Below are 18,601 nucleotides of genomic sequence, written 5' to 3'. Positions count from 1 at the left end.
GTTACATTCCGAACCCGGAAGCTAAGCCTTACAGCGCCGATGGTACTGCAGGGGGGACCCTGTGGGAGAGTAGGACGCCGCCGAACAATTATTGAGGGGGAGGCCCCGCACCACAGGTGCGGGGCCTTTCCGCATTTCCGGCCCCTATTTCGGGATGAATCGCCGGCGGCGTACCCGACCGTGATTCTCGCGGGTGCGGATGGTTCAAAGAAGCCCGCGGTCCGGGGTATGCTTTACCCCGTTGCCGCGAGGCAACTGGCCCCAATAGCTCAGTCGGTAGAGCGTCTCCATGGTAAGGAGAAGGTCTACGGTTCGATTCCGTATTGGGGCTCGGTGCAACGAAGAAGGCCCCCGCCTGATGGCGGGGGCCTTCTTCGTTCTCTCAGCCCGTCAGCTCTGCCGGGGCTCCGGGATGCGCATGGCGAGGATGGCCATGTCATCGGAGGCCGACTCGGCGGCGAAGCGCTCGACCGCGCGCAGTACGCGCGATGCGACCGCGCCCGCGGTAAGGCCCGTGCAGGTGGTGAGGACTTCGGCGAGGCCCTCGTCGCCCAGCATCCGGGTCCCCTCACGGCGTTCGGTGACGCCGTCCGTGACGCAGAGCAGGACGTCACCGGGGTCCAGGGTCACCATTTCCTCGTGTAGCTCCAGATCCTCTATGACACCGAGCAGCGGCTGCGGTTCGGCCGCCGGTTTCACCGTGCCGTCCGGGCGGAGGAGCAGAGGCAGCGGGTGGCCGGCGCAGACGACCTTGAGATGGGCGCTGCCGTCCTCCTGGGGCCACAACTCGCCGTAGAGCAGCGTGATGAAGCGGCTGCGGGCGCCCTCGTCGAGGATGGCCGCGTTCAGGCGTTCCAGGACGGCGGGGCCACCGAAGCCCTCACGGGCCAGGAGCCTGAGGGCGTGGCGGGCCAGGCCGGTGACCGCCGCGGCTTCCGGACCCGTACCGCAGACGTCGCCGATGGCGAAGCCGTACACACCGTCGCGGATGGGGAAGACGTCGTAGAAGTCGCCGCCGACCTCGTTGCCCTCGCCGGCGGCACGGTAGATGACCTCGACCTCGACACCGGGGATCTGCGGGGACTCCGGTGGGAGGAGGCTGCGCTGAAGGGACTGGCTGATGGCCATCCGCTCGGAGTAGAGCCGCGCGTTGTCGAGGGCGAGGGCCGCCCGCCGGGAGAGATCCTCCGCCAACTCCAGGATCTCCTGGCGGAAGTGGTCGTCCGAGGGTTTGCCCAGGGTCAGCATGCCGATGACGCGGTTCCGGGCGACCAGCGGCAGAACGACCGTTTCGCCGCCGACCGCGGCGGCCGTGGCGAGGGTAGGGCCGATGCCCGAGGAGACGGTCGTCGTCGAGCCCAGGCCGAGCTCGCGCTTGGAGGTGAGCAGGGCCGCCTGCTGGCCGGCCTCGGCGGGTGCCGTCCAGATACGGGCGCCGGGGGTCGGGACCGGCTCCGGAGGGGCGATCTTGGAGAGCAGGGCCTTGAGGCCGTCGATACGGTCCTCGTCCTCGTGGAGCACATAACTGAGGTAGGGGTCGGACGCCTGGTCGGCGATGGTGTAGACAGCGCACCAGGTGGCCAGGGTGGGGACGGTCATCTGCGCCATCAGGGCCAGCGTCTGGTCCCGGTCGAGGGTTCCGGCGAGCAGATCGGACGCCTCCACGAGGAAGGAGAGCGAACCTCGTCGCAGCCGTTCCAGTTCGCCGAGGCGGGCGGACTCGACGGCGAGGGCGATGCGGTCGGCGGCGAACTGGAGGCGCAGGGCCTCCTCGTTGGTGTACCGGCCGGCGCCCTCCGCCGCCACACCGAGCGATCCCGTGAGACGGCCTTCGACCTTCAGCGGAACGGTGACCACGGAGCGCATCCCGGTGGAGCCGAGCAGGGGAACCGCACCCGGTACGGAGGCCAGGTCCTCGTGGACGGCGGGCATCCGGGCGGAACCGTACCGTCCCGTTCCGGCTTCGACGGGGACACGGGCGAATCGCTGGCGCGCAGAGGGGAGCCCGGTGGTGGCCCGTACCTCCAGTTCGGTCTCGTCGTCGGTGGCCAGCAGCAGGAAGGCCGCGTCGCCGTCGAGCATGTCGCGGGCGCGTTCGACCGTGCGCTGAAGCAGTCCGTCGAGGTCGTCGGGGGCGGGAGAGCCGATGAAGACCTCGAAGGGGTCCGCGGAAAGGGCTTCGGCTCCGGAATCGGTCACGGGACCCCGCTGAGGGGTCTGGAGGACCGCGCGCTCGTCGTCCCGGACGAGGAGACAGACGGTGGAGGGCTCGCCCTGGGTGTCACGGACCCGCAGATGCGAGGCGTAGACGGGGATGACCCTGCCGTTGGTGTCGCGGACGCCGTAGCTGCCCTCCCAGCGTGAGAGCTGAAGGGCCTCGGCGATGCCGGTGCCGATGCCCGGTGTGTGCGGCCAGGCGGCGAAGTCGGTCAGCTGTTTGCCGATGACCTGATCGGCCGCGTAACCGAACAGATGCTCCGCGTCCTCGTTCCAGACGGTGATCGAGCCGGTTCTGTCGATCTGGGCGACCGCCACCCGTACCCGCTCGTCGGCGACGGGGAGCATCGGCGTCGGCAGTACCGGGCCCGCGGACCGGGTGCCCACCGCGCGCTGGGGAAGATCGAGTTCGAACCAGACCTGCTTGTACGTGGACGTGTACTCGACTCCCCAGCGGGTGGCGAGAGCCGAGCAGAGGAGCAGCCCGCGGCCGTTCTCGCTGTCGAGGGCGGCGAAGGCGTGCGCGGCGCCCTGGATGGGGATCTCGCGTTCCGGGTAGCGGTCGGCGACCTCGACCCGGGCGCTGTTCTCCGTACGCAGACAGAGCACATCGGCCGAGGTGCCGGCATGGACGATGGCATTGGTCACCAGTTCGCTGGTGAGGACGACGGCGTCGTCGACGACATCGCTGTATCCCCAGCCGTGGAGGGTGTCGCGAACAAAGGCGCGCGCGGTCGCCACGGACCGCCCGACGGGGTCGAAGCTGGCGGCCGCCCGAGCGGTGATCACAGGACTCCTCGTACGTGTGTCGACGCCCGGCTCTGCCATGATCGGCCTGCCCCTCCCGGGTGCCCGGTTTCGGTTCTCGCGCCCGTTTTGCCCCAGCCGGGCGGACCGGGGCGGTTGGACAGCCGGATGCCAGGTTACTTACCTTCGCAGTCCGAGCGGATGCCGGTTGCCGCTGTTTCCGCCCTCCGGGGGCGGGGAGCTGTGCGAAGCTGCCGAACTGTTATGGCCTGGTTCGGTGCGGGTGAAACACTGGGCAGGCTGCTGGTACGGGACAGGGCAGTACGGTCAACCCCTGCGGGAGGGACACGGTGGAGTCTGGCGTGGCTGCGCGTGCGAAGAGCGCGCGCGCAAAAGGCGGACGATCCCGGAGCAATGGGACGACGGAGGTGGACGCGGCGGCCTTGAACAGGCTGCTGGCCGCTCTGGTGTCCATGCGGGACGGGAACTTCCGCAGGCGTCTGACCGTGTCGGGCGACGATGTGATGGCCGAGATCGCGGCCGTCTTCAACGAGGTCGCGGACCGTAATCTGCATCTCACGGGTGAGCTGGCGCGCGTACGCCGAGTGGTCGGCCGTGAGGGGAAACTGACCGAGCGGCTGGAGACAGGTGCCTGCGAGGGTTCCTGGTCCGCCGCGATCGACGCCTCGAACGCGCTCGTGGACGACCTCGCGCGGCCGGTCTCCGAGGTGGGCCGGGTGCTCTCCGCGGTCGCCGACGGCGATCTCGATCAGCGGATGGAGCTGCGTTCGCCGGGCGCCGACGGCGTCGTACGCCCGCTGCGCGGTGAGTTCCTCAAGGTCGCGCGGACCGTGAACAGCCTGGTGGACCAGTTGTCTGCGTTCACCGACGAGGTGACGCGGGTGGCGCTGGAGGTCGGCACCGAGGGCAAGCTCGGCGGCCAGGCCCAGGTACGCGGAATGTCCGGTTCCTGGAAGGGGCTGACGGACTCCGTGAACACCATGGCGTTCCGGCTGACCGCGCAGGTGCGGGACATCGCGCTGGTGACCACGGCCGTGGCCAAGGGCGATCTGTCGCAGAAGGTCACCGTCCATGTCGACGGGGAGATGCTGGAGCTGAAGAACACCGTCAACACGATGGTGGACCAGCTCCAGTCCCTCGGCTCGGAGGTCACACGGGTGGCCCGTGAGGTCGGTACGGAGGGGATGCTGGGCGGTCAGGCCGAGGTCCCCGGTGTCGCCGGTGTGTGGAAGGACCTCACCGACTCGGTCAACACCATGGCCGGCAATCTGACCTCGCAGGTCCGGGCCATCGCCGAGGTGACCACCGCGGTCGCGAACGGCGACCTCTCGCAGAAGGTCACGGTCAACGCGCGCGGCGAGGTCGCCCAGCTCGCCGAGACCGCCAACCAGATGACGGAGACGCTGCGTACGTTCGCGGACGAGGTCACGCGGGTCGCCAGCGAGGTCGGCGGCGAGGGACTGCTCGGCGGCCAGGCGCAGGTGCCGGGCGCGGCCGGTACGTGGAAGGACCTCACGGATTCCGTCAACACCGTGTTCCGCAACATCACCACTCAGGTGCGCGATATCGCGCAGGTGACGACGGCGGTGGCGAACGGTGATCTGTCGCAGAAGGTCACGGTCGATGTGGCCGGGGAGATGCTGGAGCTGAAGAACACCGTCAACACGATGGTGGACCAGCTTCAGTCCTTCGGTTCCGAGGTCACACGGGTTGCCCGTGAGGTCGGCGTCGAGGGCCGGCTCGGCGGCCAGGCGGGGGTGCCCGGTGCGGCTGGTACGTGGAAGGACCTCACCGACTCGGTGAACACGGCCTTCCGCAATCTGACCGGTCAGGTGCGGGACATCGCGCAGGTGACGACGGCGGTGGCCAATGGTGATCTGTCGCAGAAGGTCACGGTCGATGTGGCCGGGGAGATGCTGGAGCTGAAGAACACCGTCAACACGATGGTGGCGCAGCTGTCCTCGTTCGCCGACCAGGTCACCCGCATGGCCCGCGATGTGGGTACAGAGGGTCGGCTGGGCGGTCAGGCCCGGGTCGACGGCGTCAGCGGCACCTGGAAGGAGCTGACCGACTCCGTCAACTTCATGGCGGGGAACCTGACTTCACAGGTCCGGCAGATCGCCCAGGTGACGACGGCCGTCGCGCGGGGTGATCTGTCGCAGAAGATCGATGTGGACGCCCGTGGTGAGATTCTGGAGCTGAAGAACACCATCAACACGATGGTGGACCAGCTCTCCGCCTTCGCCGACCAGGTCACGCGGGTGGCCCGCGAGGTGGGTACGGACGGACGGCTCGGCGGTCAGGCCCAGGTGCCGGGCGTCGCCGGGGTGTGGCGCGATCTGACGCACTCCGTCAACGGCATGGCGGGCAACCTCACCGATCAGGTCCGTAACATCGCGCAGGTCGCCACCGCCGTCGCGCGCGGCGATCTGTCGCAGAAGATCGAGGTCGACGCCCGTGGTGAGATTCTGGAGCTGAAGAACACCATCAACACGATGGTGGACCAGCTCTCGGACTTCGCCGAGCAGGTCACCATGGTCGCCCGTGAGGTGGGCACCGAGGGCATGCTGGGCGGCCAGGCCGAGGTGCAGGGTGTCTCCGGCACCTGGAAGGACCTCACCCAGTCCGTCAACTTCATGGCGAACAATCTGACCTCGCAGGTCCGCAGCATCGCCGAGGTGACCACGGCGGTCGCCAAGGGCGATCTGTCGAAGAAGATCACCGTCGACGCCAAGGGCGAGATCCTCGAACTGGTGACGACCGTGAACACGATGGTGGACCAGCTGTCCGACTTCGCCGACGAGGTGACCAGGGTCGCCCGCGAGGTCGGTACGGAGGGCGTCCTGGGCGGTCAGGCGCGGGTGCGAGGCGTCACCGGCATCTGGAAGGACCTCAGCGACAACGTCAACCTGATGGCCAACAACCTGACGAACCAGGTGCGGAACATCGCCCGCGTCTCCGCGGCCGTCGCCAACGGCGATCTGACGAAGAAGGTGACCGTCGAGGCCCGTGGTGAGTTCGCGGAGCTGGCCGAGACCGTCAACACCATGGTGACGACGCTGTCGTCGTTCGCGGACGAGGTCACCCGCGTCGCGCGTGAGGTGGGCACCGAGGGCGAACTGGGCGGACAGGCACAGGTGCCGGGGGTCTCCGGGACCTGGAAGGACCTCACCGAGTCCGTGAACTCGATGGCGTCCAATCTGACCTGGCAGGTGCGGCAGATCGCCACGGTCACCACCGCCATCGCCAAGGGCGATCTCACCAGGAAGATCGACATCGATGCGCGGGGCGAGATCCTGGAGCTGAAGACGACCATCAACACCATGGTCGACCAGCTCTCCTCGTTCGCCGGCGAGGTCACGCGGGTGGCCCGCGAGGTGGGCACGGACGGGCAGTTGGGCGGTCAGGCCCGCGTACGGGACGTCGACGGCACCTGGCGTGACCTGACCGAGTCCGTGAACGAGATGGCCGGGAATCTGACCCGGCAGGTGCGGGCGATCGCGGCCGTCGCCACCGCGGTGACGCGCGGTGATCTCAACCTCAAGATCGATGTGGACGCGGCCGGTGAGATCCAGGTCCTCCAGGACAACATCAACACGATGATCGCGAACCTCCGTGACACCACACTCGCCAACGAGGAGCAGGACTGGCTCAAGGGCAACCTGGCCCGTATCTCCGGTCTGATGCAGGGCAGGCGCGACCTCGACGACGTGGCCTCGCTGATCATGAGCGAGCTGACACCGGTCGTCTCGGCGCAGCACGGCGCGTTCTTCATGGCGATGTCGACGGGCGGCAGCTCGGATGTCTCGGGGAACGGGGAACTGTCGTACGAACTGGTCATGAGGGGCAGTTACGGCTACTCCGCGGGGCTGATGCCCACGTCGTTCCGGCCGGGCGAGACGCTGATCGGGACGGCCGCGGAGGAGAAGCGGACCATCCAGGTCAATGTGCCGCCGGGGTATCTGAAGATCTCCTCGGGGCTCGGTGAGGCGTCTCCGGCGCATGTGATCGTGCTGCCGGTGCTGTTCGAGGGGAAGGTCCTCGGCGTGATCGAGCTGGCGTCGTTCCAGCCGTTCACCCAGATCCAGCGGGACTTCCTCAACCAGATCGCCGAGATGATCGCGACGAGCGTCAACACGATCAGCGTCAACACCAAGACCGAGGTTCTGCTGAAGCAGTCGCAGGAGCTGACCGAGCAACTGCGGGAGCGTTCGGCGGAGCTGGAGAACCGGCAGAAGGCACTCCAGTCCTCCAACGCCGAGCTGGAGGACAAGGCCGAGCTGCTGGCGCAGCAGAACCGGGACATCGAGGTCAAGAACACCGAGATCGAAGAGGCCCGGCAGGTGCTGGAGGAGCGCGCCGAGCAGCTCGCGGTCTCGATGCGCTACAAGAGCGAGTTCCTGGCGAACATGTCCCACGAGCTGCGGACGCCGCTGAACTCGCTCCTCATCCTGGCCAAGCTGCTCGCGGACAACGCGGAGGGGAATCTCTCGCCGAAGCAGGTGGAGTTCGCCGAGACGATCCACGGGGCCGGCTCCGACCTGTTGCAGCTGATCAACGACATCCTCGATCTGTCGAAGGTCGAGGCGGGCAAGATGGACGTCAGCCCGACCCGTATCGCGCTGGTGCAGCTCGTCGACTATGTGGAGGCCACTTTCCGGCCGCTGACGGCCGAGAAGGGGCTCGACTTCTCCGTACGGGTCTCTCCGGAGCTGCCCGCGACGCTGCACACGGACGAGCAGCGGCTGCTGCAGGTGCTGCGCAATCTGCTGTCGAACGCGGTGAAGTTCACGGACTCCGGGGCTGTGGAGCTGGTGATCCGGCCGGCGGGCGCGGATGTCCCCCAGTCGATCCGGGAGCAGTTGCTGGAGGGCGGCTCGCTCCAGGACGCGGACGCCGATCTGATCGCCTTCTCCGTCACCGACACCGGGATCGGGATCGCGGCGGGCAAGATGCGGGTGATCTTCGAGGCGTTCAAGCAGGCCGACGGCACGACCAGCCGTAAGTACGGCGGTACGGGCCTGGGGCTGTCGATCAGCCGGGAGATCGCGCGGCTGCTCGGCGGCGAGATCCACGCGGCGAGCGAACCCGGCCGGGGCTCGACGTTCACGCTCTATCTGCCCCTCCACCCCAGCGAACCGCTGTCCCACGGATACGGATCGGGGGAGGCCGGCCAGGGCGCGGAGATCAGCGCTCCGCCGGAGCGGCCCGAGCGGATGGTGCCCGGGGGCGACTCGGGTCCGGCCACCCTCTTCCGCCGCCGGAAGGCGCTGAGCGGGATGGGGGAACGGGCCGCACTGCCGACCGCGGGAGGGCGGGGCAGGCGGAGCGCCGGGGCCGCCGGGCAGGAGAGCCAGGTCCGGGACGGTCGGGCCACGGATGCAGGGGACGCCGCGGGTGCTCAGGAGGCGGTCCCGGAGCCGAGGCGCACCTTCGACTTCGACAACGAGAAGGTCCTGATCGTCGACGACGACATCCGCAATGTCTTCGCGCTGACCAGCGTCCTGGAGCAGCACGGTCTGTCGGTGCTGTACGCCGAGAACGGGCGGGAGGGCATCGAAGTCCTGGAGCAGCACGACGATGTGACGGTCGTGCTGATGGACATCATGATGCCGGAGATGGACGGATACGCCACGACGACCGCGATCCGCAGGATGCCCCAGTTCGCCGGGCTGCCGATCATCGCCCTCACCGCGAAGGCCATGAAGGGCGACCGGGAGAAGGCCATCGAGTCGGGCGCTTCCGACTATGTGACCAAGCCGGTGGATCCCGACCATCTGCTCTCGGTGATGGAGCAGTGGATGCGTGGACAGTGAGTGAATCGTGTTCGAATCTCTGTCAGTTGCCGAATGACGGTGGTTGATGGTGTGTGAGACGGTGGCATCCGGGGAACCTTCTGGGCTTCCGCTGCGTTTTGGCTCCGTGCACAGTGACATCCTGGTGACAGGGTGTGGCGGCGGGCGGGGTGCGGCTACCATGACCGGCACAAGGACGGGCGGCGCAAGGGAGTCGTCCCCTGGGGCGGCGCTCGGCGCGCCCCCTGTGCTCAAGGAGCCGGGGAGGCCCCAAGCCGGGGCGAGGAGGACGGGGCATGGTGCAGAAGGCCAAGATCCTCCTGGTCGATGACCGGCCGGAGAATCTGCTGGCGCTGGAGGCCATTCTCTCCGCGCTCGATCAGACGCTGGTGCGGGCATCGTCAGGGGAGGAAGCGCTCAAGGCGCTGCTGACAGACGATTTCGCGGTGATTCTACTTGATGTGCAAATGCCCGGAATGGATGGATTCGAGACGGCTGCGCACATCAAACGGCGGGAGCGGACACGGGACATCCCGATCATCTTCCTGACCGCGATCAACCACGGTCCGCACCACACCTTCCGGGGTTACGCGGCGGGCGCGGTCGACTACATCTCGAAGCCGTTCGACCCCTGGGTGCTGCGCGCCAAGGTCTCGGTCTTCGTCGAGCTGTACATGAAGAACTGCCAACTGCGCGAACAGGCCGCGCTGCTGCGGCTCCAGCTCGAAGGGGGCGGACAGCCGGGCGCGGGGGCGGGGTCGTCCCGCGGCAAGGAGACCGCGGGGCTGCTCGCCGAGCTTTCGGCACGTCTCGCGGCGGTCGAGGAGCAGGCGGAAGCGCTCTCCAAACAGCTCGACGACGACTCCGCCGACGCGGCCGCCGTCGCCACCGCGGCCCATCTCGAACGCAAACTCACGGGTTTGCGCCGAGCGCTGGACGCCCTGGAACCGGGCACGGGCGGACCGTCTCCGCTGCCGTCGCAGAACTGACCACCCCGACGCCACCTCGGTCACCGGCCACGGCGGATCTCCTGGTCAGCGGCGTCGGCGCAACGTCTGAGGGGGCGTCACCTTCGCGTTCCCGCAGGGCGACACGTTGGGGTGAACCCGGAGGCACACGTGTCCACCGCCTCTCACACCGGTAACCTCACCGTCATGGCCTCACGTACGTCCGGCAAGGGATCCCAGGGCGCGGCCGGCACCGCGAAGCCGCGCCCCGGCCGTACGAGCGGTGCCTCCGCAGCCGCGAAGAAGGCGGCACCCGCCAAGAAGGCCGCCGCGAAGAAGTCCGCGCCCGCGAAGAAGTCGTCGGCCGGGCCCGCGAAAAAGACGGCGGCGAAGAAGCCCGCACCCAAACCGGCGCCTTCCCCCACGGGGGGCGTGTATCGCCTGGCGCGCGCCCTCTGGCTCGGTCTCGCGCACGCGGTGGGGGCGATGTTCCGCGGCATAGGGCGTGGCGCGAAAGGGCTCGACCCGGCGCACCGCAAGGACGGGCTCGCGCTGCTCCTCCTCGGCCTCGCGCTGGTCGTCGCGGCCGGGACCTGGTCCAATCTCCGCGGCCCGGTCGGCGATCTCGTCGAGATGCTGGTGACCGGGGCCTTCGGCCGGCTCGACCTCCTGGTGCCGATACTGCTCGGCGCCATCGCCGTACGACTGATCCTCTATCCGGAGAGGCCCGAGGCGAACGGCCGGATCGTGATCGGTCTCTCCGCCCTCGTCATCGGCGTGCTCGGTCAGGTCCACATCGCCTGCGGCTCTCCGGGCCGGGACGACGGCACCGACGCGATGCAGGACGCCGGCGGCCTGATCGGCTGGGCCGCGTCCACGCCGCTGATCTTCACCATGGGTGAAGTCCTCGCCGTGCCGCTGCTCGTCCTGCTGACCCTCTTCGGGCTTCTCGTCGTCACCGCGACGCCCGTCAACGCCATCCCGCAGCGACTCCGGCTCCTCGGCTCCAGACTGGGGCTCGTCCAGCCCCCGTACGAGCCCGAGGCGGACGTCGTGACCGACGACGACCGGCGTTACGAGGACCAGTGGCGCGAGTCGGCACCCGCGCGCGGACGGAGCTCCGCGCGCCGGAGCGAAGCGCCGGAGTACGACCCCGACCAGGCCGAGGCGGAGGCCCTCTCCCGGCGCCGTAAACCACGCAGGGGCTCCGTACAGCCCGCGCTGGACCGCCCGATGGACGCCGTGGACGTGGCGGCGGCAGCGGCGGCCGCGCTCGACGGCGCCGTGTACAACGGCCTGCCGCCCTCACCGCTGGTCGCCGATCTGACCAGGGACGTCACGGCCGACCGGCAGCGCGCCGCGTCTCCGGTGCCGCCCGCCCGGGAACCGGAGCGGCCCGCGGGCCCGCCCGGATCTCCCGGAAGCACCGTCCCCGCCGAACCCGTGGGGCGGGCGGATTCGGCCGGGCAGGGATCCGTACCCGATCTGACCAAACCCGCGCCCGAGGAGTCCCGGCCTCTGCCGGCGCGCGCCGAGCAGCTCCAGCTCGCCGGGGACATCACCTACTCGCTGCCCTCGCTCGACCTGCTGGAGCGCGGCGGGCCCGGCAAGACGCGCAGCGCCGCGAATGACGCGATCGTCGCCTCGCTGACCAATGTCTTCATGGAGTTCAAGGTCGACGCGCGCGTCACCGGCTTCACCCGCGGCCCGACGGTGACGCGGTACGAGGTGGAGCTGGGACCGGCGGTGAAGGTCGAGCGGATCACCGCGCTCACCAAGAACATCGCGTACGCCGTCGCCAGCCCCGACGTCCGCATCATCTCGCCGATCCCCGGCAAGTCCGCGGTCGGCATCGAGATCCCCAACACCGACCGCGAGATGGTCAATCTCGGTGATGTGCTGCGCCTCGCGGACGCCGCCGAGGACGACCATCCGATGCTGGTCGCGCTCGGCAAGGACGTCGAGGGCGGCTATGTGATGGCCAACCTCGCCAAGATGCCGCATGTGCTCGTCGCCGGCGCAACCGGTTCCGGCAAGTCGTCCTGCATCAACTGCCTGATCACCTCGGTGATGATAAGGGCCACCCCCGAGGACGTCCGGATGGTCCTCGTCGACCCCAAGCGGGTCGAGCTGACCGCGTACGAGGGCATTCCGCATCTGATCACCCCGATCATCACCAACCCCAAGCGGGCCGCCGAGGCCCTCCAGTGGGTCGTACGCGAGATGGATCTGCGCTACGACGACCTCGCGGCCTTCGGCTACCGGCATATCGACGACTTCAACCAGGCCATTCGCAGTGGCAAGGTCAAGCTGCCCGAGGGCAGTGAGCGTGAGCTGCAGCCCTATCCGTATCTCCTGGTCATCGTGGACGAGCTGGCGGATCTGATGATGGTCGCACCACGTGATGTGGAGGACGCCATCGTCCGTATCACCCAGCTGGCGCGTGCGGCGGGCATCCATCTGGTGCTGGCAACGCAGCGGCCGTCCGTGGATGTCGTCACCGGTCTGATCAAGGCGAACGTGCCCTCACGTCTCGCCTTCGCGACCTCCTCGCTCGCCGACAGCCGGGTCATCCTGGACCAGCCGGGCGCGGAGAAGCTGATCGGCAAGGGCGACGGCCTCTTCCTGCCGATGGGAGCCAACAAGCCCACCCGGATGCAGGGCGCGTTCGTGACCGAGGACGAGGTCGCGGCCGTCGTCCAGCACTGCAAGGACCAGATGACCCCCGTCTTCCGGGACGACGTCACCGTCGGCTCCAAGCAGAAGAAGGAGATCGACGAGGACATCGGCGACGATCTGGACCTGCTCTGCCAGGCCGCCGAACTGGTCGTGTCCACCCAGTTCGGGTCCACCTCCATGCTCCAGCGCAAGCTGCGCGTCGGCTTCGCGAAGGCAGGCCGGCTGATGGATCTGATGGAGTCTCGCAACATCGTCGGGCCGAGCGAGGGCTCCAAGGCGCGCGATGTCCTGGTGAAGCCCGACGAATTGGATGGCGTGCTCGCCGTGATCCGGGGGGAGTCTCCTTCACAGGAGTAGGGAGTCCCGGGCAGGCGCGTCCGGCGGGGCCGGAGTGCGACGGCGCGACATGGACCGGCGGAATCCGGCCCTGGAGCGGCGGAGCCCCGACACTCCCGGAAGGGAGGGTTCACCCGCACGAGCCGGGCGAGTCCCACTCGTACGGGATGGGTGAGCAACCGTTTCCCCCGACTGCACGTCAAGTTGGATGAAGGGACGGAGGAGTATGTTCCGCCACCACGGAAGCACGCTGGCCATTCCGATGGCGTACAAACTCGCTCCGCCCGCTTGCCCCACCCTTTCGTACCACCCATAGACTGAACCTCCAGCAGGTGGTTACACGCTCGAAAGGCACCCTCGTGTCCATCGGCAACTCACCCGAAGACGACCGGCCTTCCGCCCGGGAGGAACAGCCTTCCGCCCAGGAGGACCGGCCCTCGATCGGTCATGTGCTTCAGCAGGCGCGTATCGACTCCGGTCTGACCGTCGACGAGATCAGTGCCACCACCCGTGTGCGTGTCCCGATCATCCATGCGATCGAAGAGGACGATTTCACCCGCAGCGGCGGGGACGTGTACGCGCGCGGGCACATCCGTATGATCGCGCGGGCCGTGGGGATCGATCCCGGCCCGCTCGTCGAACAGTACGACTTCGGGCACGGCGGCCGACCGGCCCCGACTCCCGCCGCACCGATGTTCGAGGCCGAACGTATCCGGCCCGAGCGCCGCCGTCCCAACTGGACCGCCGCGATGGTCGCCGCGATCGTCGTGGTGATCGGCTTCGTCGGCTTCACGCTCTTCAGCAGCGGAGACGACGAGGGCACCAAGAGCGGCCAGGTGGCCGAGGGGCCGGCCGCCGACAAATCCCCCGGCAAGGGCAAGCCGTCCAGCAGCAAGCCCGCCGACCCCAAGCCCGTCCCCTCGCAGAGTGACGCCATCGCGGCCGTCCCGAAGGACAAGGTCACCGTCAGGCTCACGGTGATGGAGGCCAAGAGCTGGATCTCGGCCAAATCGCACAACGGCAAGATCATTTTTGACGGGACGCTCGGGAAGGGCCAGTCCAAGACCTTCCAGGACGACGAGCGGATCGATCTCATCCTCGGGAACGCCGGGGCGATCGAACTGTTCGTGAACGGGAAGAAGGTCGGGGACGAGTTCAAGCGCGGCCAGGTGGAGCGGCTTTCGTACACCAAGGGCGACCCCGAGGCCGGGTAGAGCGGACGCTCGGGAGGTCCGGTCGGCCGGAACGGAACCGGTCATCCGGACCCGGCCGGGATGGGCGGCCGGGCGAGTTTCGGGGGACGCCGCCCCGAAGGGCGGGGCACGGAGGCGAAGACCGGAGGGCACGGGGAGCGTCGATCCTCAAGGGCGCTCCGCACGGCCGGCACCCCGGACCGCGGGGGCCCCGCCGCCGGTGCGCAGGGTGCTCCGGCGAGGACCTGGGCCGGGACAAAGTAGTCTGAGCCCATGCCCGAACGCCGTACCGTCGCCCTCGTCACTCTTGGCTGCGCCCGTAACGAGGTGGACTCCGAGGAGCTAGCAGGCCGCTTGGCAGCGGACGGCTGGGAACTGGTCGATGCCGCGGCCGACGCGGATGTCGCGGTCGTCAACACCTGCGGCTTCGTCGAGGCCGCCAAGAAGGACTCCGTCGACGCCCTCCTCGAAGCCAACGACCTCAAGGACCACGGCAGAACCCAGGCCGTGGTCGCGGTCGGCTGTATGGCCGAGCGGTACGGCAAGGAACTGGCCGAAGCGCTGCCCGAGGCCGATGGAGTACTCGGCTTCGACGACTACGCCGACATCTCCGATCGGCTCCAGACCATCCTCAGCGGCGGCGTCCACGCCTCCCACACCCCGCGCGACCGGCGCAAACTGCTGCCGCTCAGCCCCGTCGAACGGCAGCAGGCGTCCGAGGTGGCCCTGCCGGGCCACGGCGACCGGACGGGCCCCGCCGAGGCCCCCGCGGATCTCCCGGCGGGCGTCGCGCCCGTCTCCGGCCCGCGCGCACCCCTGCGGCGCAGACTCGGCACCAGCCCCGTCGCGTCCGTGAAGCTCGCCTCCGGATGCGACCGGCGCTGCACGTTCTGCGCCATCCCCTCCTTCCGCGGCTCCTTCATCTCCCGCCGCCCCGGCGATGTCCTCGGCGAGACGCGCTGGCTGGCCGAGCAGGGCGTGAAGGAGGTCATGCTCGTATCCGAGAACAACACCTCGTACGGCAAGGACCTCGGCGACATCCGGCTTCTGGAGACCCTGCTGCCGGAGCTGGCGGCGGTCGACGGCATCGAGCGTGTACGAGTCAGCTATCTCCAGCCCGCCGAGATGCGGCCCGGCCTGATCGACGTCCTGACCTCGACGCCCGGGATCGCGCCGTACTTCGATCTCTCCTTCCAGCACTCCGCGCCCGGCGTACTGCGCGCCATGCGCCGCTTCGGGGACACCGAGCGGTTCCTCGAACTGCTGGAGACCATCCGGGGCAAGGCCCCGCAGGCCGGTGTGCGCTCCAACTTCATCGTGGGGTTCCCCGGCGAGAGCGAGGCGGACTTCGCCGAACTGGAGCGCTTCCTCACGCATGCGCGTCTGGACGCCATCGGAGTGTTCGGCTACTCGGACGAGGAGGGCACGGAAGCCGCCTCGTACGAGAACAAGCTGGACGGGGAGGCCGTCGCCGAGCGGCTCGCGCATCTGTCGCGGCTGGCGGAGGAGCTGACCGCGCAGCGCGCCGAGGAGCGGCTGGGGGAGAGCCTGGAGGTGCTCGTCGAGTCGGTGGACACCGAGGACGGCGCGATCGGGCGGGCCGCTCACCAGGCCCCCGAGACGGACGGTCAGGTGGTGTTCACCGCGAGCGAGGGCCTGACGCCCGGCCGCATGGTCATGGCGAAGGCCGTCGGCACGGAGGGCGTCGATCTGGTGGCCGAATTCATCGGCCTTCCGGAAGGGGATCATCCGGTTCCGGCGGCTGCTGGGGCGGTCCGTGAGTCGGTAGCGCTGGTCGCATCGGGCGGCTCCGGGGCTCAGGACGGCGGAGGCCGGATTCCGGGCGAGGAGGCCGGCAGATGACCGGAGTGCCGGCGTCCGCCGGGGGCGGCACCGGTAGGCCCGCACCCGGTGGCAAGCTGGGCGCTGCGGCCGTCAATCAGGCCAGCCTGTGGAACATCGCCAACATTCTGACCATGCTCCGGCTGGTTCTGGTGCCCGCTTTCGTGCTCCTCCTGCTCCAGGACGGCGGTTACGACCCCGTCTGGCGCGCCTGGGCGTGGGCGGCGTTCGCCGTCGCCATGATCACCGATGTCTTCGACGGCCATCTGGCGCGTACGTACAACCTGGTCACCGATTTCGGGAAGATCGCCGACCCCATCGCCGACAAGGCGATCATGGCGGCCGGTCTGATCAGTCTCTCCGCGCTGGGTGACCTGCCCTGGTGGGTGACCGGTGTCATCCTCTGCCGCGAGCTGGGAATCACCCTGATGCGGTTCTGGGTGATCCGTCATGGAGTGATTCCGGCCAGTCGGGGCGGCAAGCTGAAGACGCTCGCCCAGGGCACGGCGGTCGGGATGTACGTCCTGGCGCTGACCGGGCCGCTCGCCACTCTCCGCTTCTGGGTGATGGCGCTCGCCGTCGTGCTGACGGTGGTCACCGGACTGGACTATGTGCGACAGGCGATCGTGCTGAGGCGGAGAGGGCTGGCCAAGGAGCGCGGAACGGCCATGGACGATCGATGACGGATTCCGCGCCGGATCCCACCCCCGAGCCGTCCCGGGAACGCATGTCCGGTCCCGAGCCCGGTCCGGCGCCCGCTTTCACGGCCGGTCCCGCGAGCGAACCCATGATCACAGCGGCCCGGATCCTGGAGCTGCTCGCGGAGCGTGGCCAGACCCTCGCCGTCGCGGAGTCCCTCACCGGTGGCCTGGTGGCCGCGGAGCTGACCGCCGTTCCGGGAGCCTCGGCGGCCTTCCGCGGCTCCGTCACGGCGTACGCGACGGCCCTGAAGCGGGACGTCCTCGGCGTCGACGGGACCCTTCTGGCGGAGCGCGGAGCGGTGGATCCCGAGGTCGCGAAGCAGATGGCGGCCGGTGTGCGGGCCCTCCTGGGAGCGGCCTGGGGTATCGCCACCACGGGCGTCGCGGGTCCCGAGCCACAGGACGGCCACGCGGTCGGGACCGTCTTCGTGGCCGTATCGGGACCATACGGCGGTGAGAAAGTGGTCGCTCTGCGATTGAACGGCGGCCGGGCGGAAATCCGTAGAGAGAGTGTACGGAGCGTGCTCGAACTGCTCTCCGGTGAACTACGCGAAAATGCGCGGGCACAGGATACGGAACAGAACGGGGGGAATTGATGTTTGCAGCCCTGAGTGAACACGACATCGCTCCCCGCACGGCCGCAGCGCGAGGCGGTACGGTGGGGCGTGAAGGATGCGGCTACGCGGTCCGAGGAGGGAGCCACCGATGATTCTGCTCCGTCGCCTGCTGGGTGACGTGCTGCGTCGGCAGCGCCAGCGCCAGGGCCGTACTCTGCGCGAAGTCTCCTCGTCCGCCCGAGTTTCACTCGGCTATCTATCCGAGGTGGAGCGGGGGCAGAAGGAGGCGTCCTCCGAACTGCTCTCCGCGATCTGCGACGCGCTGGACGTACGGATGTCAGAGCTCATGCGTGAAGTGAGCGACGAACTCTCGCTGGCGGAGCTGGCCGAGTCGGCGGCGAGCGAGCCGTTGCCCGCGCCGGTACGCCCGATGCTCAATTCCGTCTCCGTGACGTCGGTGGCGGGTGTGCCGACGGAGCGGGTGACCATCAAGGCGCCGGCAGAAGCTGTCGACGTCGTCGCTGCCTGATCCGTCGTCCCTGCGGCCTGTGTGCCGTCGGTACGAGGTTCGGTGCGGTCCGGTTGAAGCGGCTCGGTTCAGGTCCGAGCCGGTGTGATGCGGGCCGAGCCCCGGCCGCTGCCCTCATGAGGGTGGCGGGCCGGGGTTTTTCGCGTTTCCGGCGAACGGGTACCCGAGCCGAAAAGGCCCCCGCCGCTGACTGCCGCGTACGCCGTGGACTCCTGTGCACTGCCGTGAACCGTGTGCGCCGGCGTGAACCCTGTGCGGTTCGGCGCTCCGGCGTAAGCCGTCGTAGGTCGTGTGAAGCGCGCACGGGAAGCTCGAAATGTTCCGCTCAGGCCGGTATGTCATGGTGGTGATGATCCTGCAATCGAGCTGGAGGAACGCATGTCTGTCGTGAAGAGCCCACTGTCCGATGCCGACCTGAAGACGGTCGGTGAAGCGCTTCAGGGCGCGCTCGTCGATCTCGTGGATCTCGGACTCGTGGCCAAGCAGGTCCACTGGAACGTCATGGGCCCCCGATTCCGCTCCGTGCACCTGCAGCTCGACGAGGTGGTCGACACGGCCCGGCTGCACTCCGACACCGTGGCCGAGCGCTGCTCGGCGATCGGCGTCTCCCCTGACGGGCGGGCCGCGACGGTGGCGTCCAAGAGCGCGATCGGCGGAGTGCCGGACGGCTGGATCAAGGACGTCGCCGCCGTGCGCACTCTCGTGGACGCCCTCGGCGCGGTCATCGACCGTATGCGCGAGCGCATCACGGTGACCGCGGACCCGGACCCGGTGAGCCAGGACATCCTGATCTCGCTCACGGCCGACCTTGAGAAGCATGCGTGGATGTTCCAGGCGGAGAGCGCCTGACCGGGCAGGTCGGGTGGTTCCGGTGGAGAGTGCGTAGAACCGGAGTCGCGCGGGGCCGGCGCACGAGAGCCGTCGTCCGGCGTCGGCGAGGGAATCCGGCGCACAATTCCCCGGCCCGCCCGGGGCCTGTGCGCCGGGCTTGCGTCCGGTGCGCCTCCCTCTGGGTGACCGCGCCGGTCTAGCGTGGA

10 protein-coding genes, 1 tRNA gene and 1 rRNA gene are annotated in these 18,601 nt (G+C 68.9%); 11 read left to right on the top strand and 1 reads right to left on the bottom strand.

Annotation, left to right across the window (positions count from 1 at the left end; all coding sequences use genetic code 11):
• Both rrf and ACWEFL_RS34365 read left to right on the top strand, forming a co-directional pair.
• A 5S ribosomal RNA gene (gene rrf, locus ACWEFL_RS34370) occupies positions 1-86 on the top strand; the annotation flags it as partial.
• A gap of 172 nt (positions 87-258) precedes the next feature.
• Positions 259-331 (top strand) — tRNA-Thr (locus tag ACWEFL_RS34365).
• Positions 332-390: 59 nt separating this feature from the next.
• Here ACWEFL_RS34365 and ACWEFL_RS34360 read toward each other — a convergent pair.
• Positions 391-3,045: a SpoIIE family protein phosphatase gene (locus ACWEFL_RS34360; RefSeq protein ID WP_451720681.1), complete on the bottom strand. Its 2,655-nt coding sequence runs from the start codon at positions 3,043-3,045 to the stop codon at positions 391-393.
• A gap of 269 nt (positions 3,046-3,314) precedes the next feature.
• On the opposite strand from ACWEFL_RS34360, the gene ACWEFL_RS34355 reads away from it, so the two are divergent.
• The 9 genes from ACWEFL_RS34355 (at position 3,315) to ACWEFL_RS34315 (ending at position 18,413) form a co-directional block, all read left to right on the top strand.
• Positions 3,315-8,801 (top strand): HAMP domain-containing protein, encoded by a 5,487-nt coding sequence (locus tag ACWEFL_RS34355; RefSeq protein WP_451720678.1) that lies wholly within the window; start codon positions 3,315-3,317, stop codon positions 8,799-8,801.
• Positions 8,802-9,076: 275 nt separating this feature from the next.
• Complete coding sequence (locus ACWEFL_RS34350) at positions 9,077-9,769, top strand: response regulator (protein ID WP_451720675.1); 693 nt, start codon at positions 9,077-9,079, stop codon at positions 9,767-9,769.
• 165 nt (positions 9,770-9,934) lie between these two features.
• Complete coding sequence (locus ACWEFL_RS34345; RefSeq protein ID WP_451720672.1) at positions 9,935-12,763, top strand: DNA translocase FtsK; 2,829 nt, start codon at positions 9,935-9,937, stop codon at positions 12,761-12,763.
• 338 nt (positions 12,764-13,101) lie between these two features.
• A complete protein-coding gene (locus ACWEFL_RS34340; protein WP_451720690.1) occupies positions 13,102-13,956 on the top strand; it encodes a helix-turn-helix domain-containing protein in 855 nt (284 codons plus the stop codon).
• A 252-nt stretch (positions 13,957-14,208) separates the two neighbouring features.
• Positions 14,209-15,798: a 30S ribosomal protein S12 methylthiotransferase RimO gene (rimO, locus tag ACWEFL_RS34335; protein WP_451720670.1), complete on the top strand. Its 1,590-nt coding sequence runs from the start codon at positions 14,209-14,211 to the stop codon at positions 15,796-15,798.
• Positions 15,795-16,460, top strand: a complete 666-nt coding sequence (gene pgsA, locus ACWEFL_RS34330; protein WP_451720667.1) for a CDP-diacylglycerol--glycerol-3-phosphate 3-phosphatidyltransferase — start codon at positions 15,795-15,797, stop codon at positions 16,458-16,460. Before rimO ends, pgsA begins: the two co-directional genes overlap by 4 nt.
• A 104-nt stretch (positions 16,461-16,564) precedes the next feature.
• A complete protein-coding gene (locus ACWEFL_RS34325) occupies positions 16,565-17,074 on the top strand; it encodes a CinA family protein (RefSeq protein ID WP_451720687.1) in 510 nt (169 codons plus the stop codon).
• 109 nt (positions 17,075-17,183) lie between these two features.
• Positions 17,184-17,564, top strand: coding sequence for a helix-turn-helix domain-containing protein (locus ACWEFL_RS34320; protein ID WP_451720664.1), 381 nt, complete (start codon positions 17,184-17,186; stop codon positions 17,562-17,564).
• Positions 17,565-17,942: 378 nt separating this feature from the next.
• Positions 17,943-18,413: a Dps family protein gene (locus tag ACWEFL_RS34315; protein WP_451720661.1), complete on the top strand. Its 471-nt coding sequence runs from the start codon at positions 17,943-17,945 to the stop codon at positions 18,411-18,413.
• Positions 18,414-18,601 lie beyond the last annotated feature (188 nt).

The organism is Streptomyces sp. NPDC004838, from assembly GCF_053600955.1.
The sequence above is the reverse complement of the archived record's forward strand: the minus strand, read 5'-3'. Positions and strand labels throughout refer to the sequence as shown.